This window comes from Frankia sp. AgKG'84/4 (assembly GCF_023242965.2).
In the GTDB taxonomy this organism is placed as follows: domain Bacteria; phylum Actinomycetota; class Actinomycetes; order Frankiales; family Frankiaceae; genus Frankia.
In genome coordinates this window covers 1-4,037 of sequence record NZ_JALKFU020000500.1, presented here as the reverse complement: position 1 = coordinate 4,037, position 4,037 = coordinate 1, and the positions used below count along the sequence as shown (strand labels likewise).

Genomic DNA, 4,037 nt, shown 5'->3' with positions numbered 1-4,037 from the left:
CGCCTCGCCCTACCGGACCGGCGCCCTGTGGCGGGTGCACGGCGCGAGCGCGCTGCTCGTCTGGCCCCAGTTCACCATCAGCGCCTTCGGCCTGGTGTTCCTCGTCGACGTCCGGCACTGGGACGTCACCACCGCCGGGCAGGTCATGGCGGCCGGGCAGGCGCTGGGCGCGGCGGGCCGCATCACCGTCGGCGTCTGGTCGGACCATCTCGGCAGCCGCCTTCGGCCGATGCGGATGCTCGCCGCCGCCAACGGGGTGCTGCTCGCCGTCCTCGGCTGCGCCGCGCTGTGGCCGTCGTGGCCGTGCGACGTGCTGCTCGTCGTCGCCTGCGGCCTGACCGCGAGCACCAACGGCCTGTCGTTCACCGCCACGGCGGAACTCGCCGGCCCGAGCTGGGCGGGCCGCGCGCTCGGCGCGCAGAACACCGGGCAGAACCTGACGGCGTCGCTGGCCCCGCCGGTCGTCGGCTGGCTCATCGGCGCCGCTGACTACTCCGCCGGCTTCTTCCTGGCCGGCGCCCTGGCGGCCGTGGCCATCCTCGTCGTCCCGATCACAGCGACACCCCGTGCCGTCGCTGAGACGGCGCCGACCGCCGAGGCCACGAGAGCAGCCGAGCCCGGCTCACCAGCCTCGGCGACGTCAGCCGCAACCTCCGGCCGATGATCCGCCTCCCGCGGCCGGGCTGTCCGCCGCGGCTGACCCGGAGCCCGCGGCCAGGCCCGTGCCGGCCAGCACCGAGACGGTCGCGCCGCGACCGTTCGCCACGGCCAGGTCGACCTGGCCGTGGCCGGTGAGGTCGCCCTCGGCCAGGGAGGATGGCCCCGGGCCGGCCAGGTAGACCTGCTGCGGGGCGAACGTTCCGTCACCGCCGCCGGGCAGGACCGACACGGTCGCGTTCCCGGCGTTCGCCACCGCCAGGTCGTTGACGCCATCGCCGGTGACGTCCCCGATGGTGATCGAGGAGGGCCCCGGGCCAGCGAGGAACGTCCGCGGGGCAAGCAGCGCGCCCTCGCCCGTCGCCGCCAGCACGGACACCGTCGCGTTCCCCGTGTTCGCGACCGCCAGATCGTCAACGCCGTCGCCGGTGAGGTCACCGATGTCCAGGGAGGACGGCCCGGGCCCCGTCAGATAGGGCCGCGCAACCCCAAACGTCCCGTCGCCGTTGCCCGCTAGCACGACCACGGTGGCGTTCCCGGCGTCGGTGACGGCCAGATCCGGCACGTCGTCACCGGTGAGATCGCCCACGGAAACAGACGACGGGCTCGGCCCGACGACCGTGAACCTTGCCGGGCCGAAGGCGCCGTGGCCGTTGCCGACGAGCACGGCGGCCGTGCCGTCGAACTGGTCGGTGACGACGATGTCCGGGTTGCCCTCGCCGGTGACGTCCGCGATCGTCACCGCCGAGGGGCCCGTCCCGACCGGCAGGATCAGCGGAGGTCCGAAGGTGCCGTCCCCGTTGCCGAACAGCACTGTCACCGTCGCGTTGAACTGGTTCGGCACCGCCAGGTCGGGCACGTCGTCGCCGTTGAGGTCGCCGACGTCCAGGCCGACCGGCCCGGGCCCCACCGGGTAGATCCGCGGCGCCGAGAACGTCCCGTCGCCCCTGGCCAGCAGCACGGACGCGGTGCCGTCCCCGGCGTTGACCGCGACGATGTCGGTCCGCCCGTTCGCGCGCAGGTCACCGACCGACACCGACGTCGGACCGTGCCCGGAGAGGTAGTCGACGGGCGCCGCGAACAGCCCCGCCTGTGGCCCCGCGCCCGCCGGCTCGGGGACGGCGACGAGCACCGAACCCACCATCGAGACCGCCGCGACCATCAGGTGCACCCGCCGCCCACCGGCGAGATGTCCAGGCCCTCGGCTGCCCATGCGACGGCACCCCTGTCATGATCATGATGGCCCGTTCGTGCCAGCGTTTCGGTGCGCATCCGTGATCCGCGGCCCGAGCGGGTCCGGAGTCGGTCCTGATGGTGTCGCGCCGACGTCCCGGACCGCCGCTGCGACACTCCATTGTGTGAGTGAAAAGTGGCACCGCGTACCCGAAGCCGTGCCACGATGTGGTCTTTCTGGCGGTCGCGGTTGATCCGTGGAGGTGGTGTGAGGGTGCGTCGAGCAGTCTGTCCGGGATCGTTCGACCCGGTCACCGTCGGGCACGTCGACATCATCGAGCGGGCCGCGGCCCTCACCGACGACCTTGTCGTGACGGTGCTGCCCAACGCCGCGAAACGCTGCCTGTTCGAGCTCGACGAACGGGTGGAGATGCTGACGTCGACCACCGCGCACCTCGCGAACGTCCGCGTCGCCACCTTCGACGGTCTGCTCGCCGACTTCTGCCTGCGCAACGGCATCACCGCCATCGTCCGCAGCCTGCGCTCCGTGAGCGACTTCGAGTACGAACTCCAGATCGCCCAGATGACCCGCCGCCTCTCCGAGGTGGAGACCCTGTTCATCGCCGCCTGTCCGGAGTACTCGTTCCTCAGCTCCAGCCTGGTCAAGGACGTCGCCAGCCACGCCGGCGACGTCACCCACCTCGTCCCACCGCAGGTCCGCGACCGCCTGCGGGAGAAATACCGCTCACCCGCGTCCCGTTGAGCACCGACGGTTCCAGCCCGGACGGTACGACCTACGTCGGTGGCAGCTTGCCGGGGTTGAGCAGGCCGTCGGGGTCGAAGCGGGCGGCGGCGGCGCGCACGGCGTCGAGGCGGCCGTGGTGCAGTTCCCAGGTGTGGGGGTCGTCGACGTAGACCTCGACGTCGGCGAGGCGGGCCATCCGGTCGTAGAGGTCGTCGGCGCCGTCGTAGCGCAGGAACAGCATGCTGACCCAGTCGCGGCCGTTCGCGGTGAGGAAGCCCTCGAGGTGGATGAGCGATTCCGGCGCGAGCGCGGCGACCTCGGCGCGCCGCCGCGTGAGGCCCGGGCCCATGCACTGCAGGTGGGTGAGTTCCGGGCGGACCTTGCGGACGCGGTAGGTGGTGTGGTTGTACGACAGCGACGCGATGTGCGCGGGGCCCTTGGGGCGCACCGCGTCGACGCGGCCGCCGTGGCGGGCCACGACCGCGCTCGCCGCGTCCACGCTGTCGTCGGTGATGATGCCGCGCACGCTCACTCGGTCGACGGGCAGCGCCGGGTCCGCCGGGCGGTAGGTGGCGATGATCCCCGCCTCGTCCAGCGACAGCAGCCGCGGCGTCGGGTCGAGGTCGAAAAGCTCTTCACCCGCGGCGACGGCGCCGTCGAGAGTCGGGAACGACGCGTACAGTCCGGTCCAGCGCCGCGCGGGGCGCAGTGCCACCGTCGCCTCGGCGATCACGCCGGAGACGCCGAAGGCGTGCGCCATCGCCGTGTTCGCCGGGAACGGCACCTCCACCGGCGTCGCGTCGTCCGTGCACGGAACGACGAGCAGGGAACGCAGGTAGCCGTCCCAGATCGCGCCGTTCGCGATCGACCCGGTACCGCCGGAACCACCGGCGATGAATCCGGCGACGGTGCTGCCGACCGTGGACGGAAGGATCGCCAGTTCCTGGCCGGTGGCCGCGGCGGCCTTCTCCATCAGCACGAACGACGCGCCGGCCTCCGCGTGCAGCCAGCCGTCGGAGACGGACAGGATGCGGGTCGCCGCGGAGGTGTCGAGGACCAGGCCGCCGAACAGGGGGATGCCCTGGCCGTAGTTGCCGGTGCCCTGGCCGCGCACGGTCACGGGGATGCGGTGGCGGTGCGCGGCGCCGACGGCCGCCGCGATCCCGGCCGCGTCGGGCGGGCGGACGACGACGTCGGCGACGCCGCCGGGCAGCAGCGGCGCGAGCACGGGGCTCATGTGCGCCCAGTCCGTCGACGCCGACAGCAGGGTCGAGGAGTCGCGGTGCACGGCGTCCGCGCCGACGAGCGCGGCGAGCTCCGCGGCGAGGGCGTCGAGCGCGGCCGGGTCGAGCGGGGTGACCTTCGGCAACGTCGCGCGGCCGAAGCCGGCCGTCGTCGACACCGTCCGCGGCCGGGAGCCGTTGCGCTGCGTCGTCCGGGCCGGTGACCGCTCAAAGCGGGC

The 4,037-nt window shown here is 73.3% G+C and carries 4 protein-coding genes; 2 read left to right on the top strand and 2 right to left on the bottom strand.

From position 1 onward, the window contains the following. Positions 1-664: MFS transporter (locus MXD58_RS22075; RefSeq protein WP_250609839.1), on the top strand; the 664-nt coding region annotated here is incomplete at its 5' end. On the opposite strand, the gene MXD58_RS22070 is transcribed toward MXD58_RS22075, so the two are convergent. Then, positions 641-1,870 (bottom strand): FG-GAP repeat domain-containing protein, encoded by a 1,230-nt coding sequence (locus MXD58_RS22070; protein ID WP_248841160.1) that lies wholly within the window; start codon positions 1,868-1,870, stop codon positions 641-643. The two genes, MXD58_RS22075 and MXD58_RS22070, sit on opposite strands and share 24 nt — an antisense overlap. 234 nt (positions 1,871-2,104) lie before the next feature. Here MXD58_RS22070 and coaD point away from each other — a divergent pair, with 234 nt between their 5' ends. Next, entirely contained in the window at positions 2,105-2,593 is a 489-nt protein-coding gene (gene coaD, locus MXD58_RS22065; protein WP_248841161.1) for a pantetheine-phosphate adenylyltransferase, read from the top strand. A gap of 31 nt (positions 2,594-2,624) precedes the next feature. Here the strand turns inward: coaD and MXD58_RS22060 are convergent. Further along, on the bottom strand, positions 2,625-4,037 hold a 1,413-nt coding region (locus MXD58_RS22060; RefSeq protein ID WP_518478600.1), incomplete at its 5' end, for an FAD-binding oxidoreductase.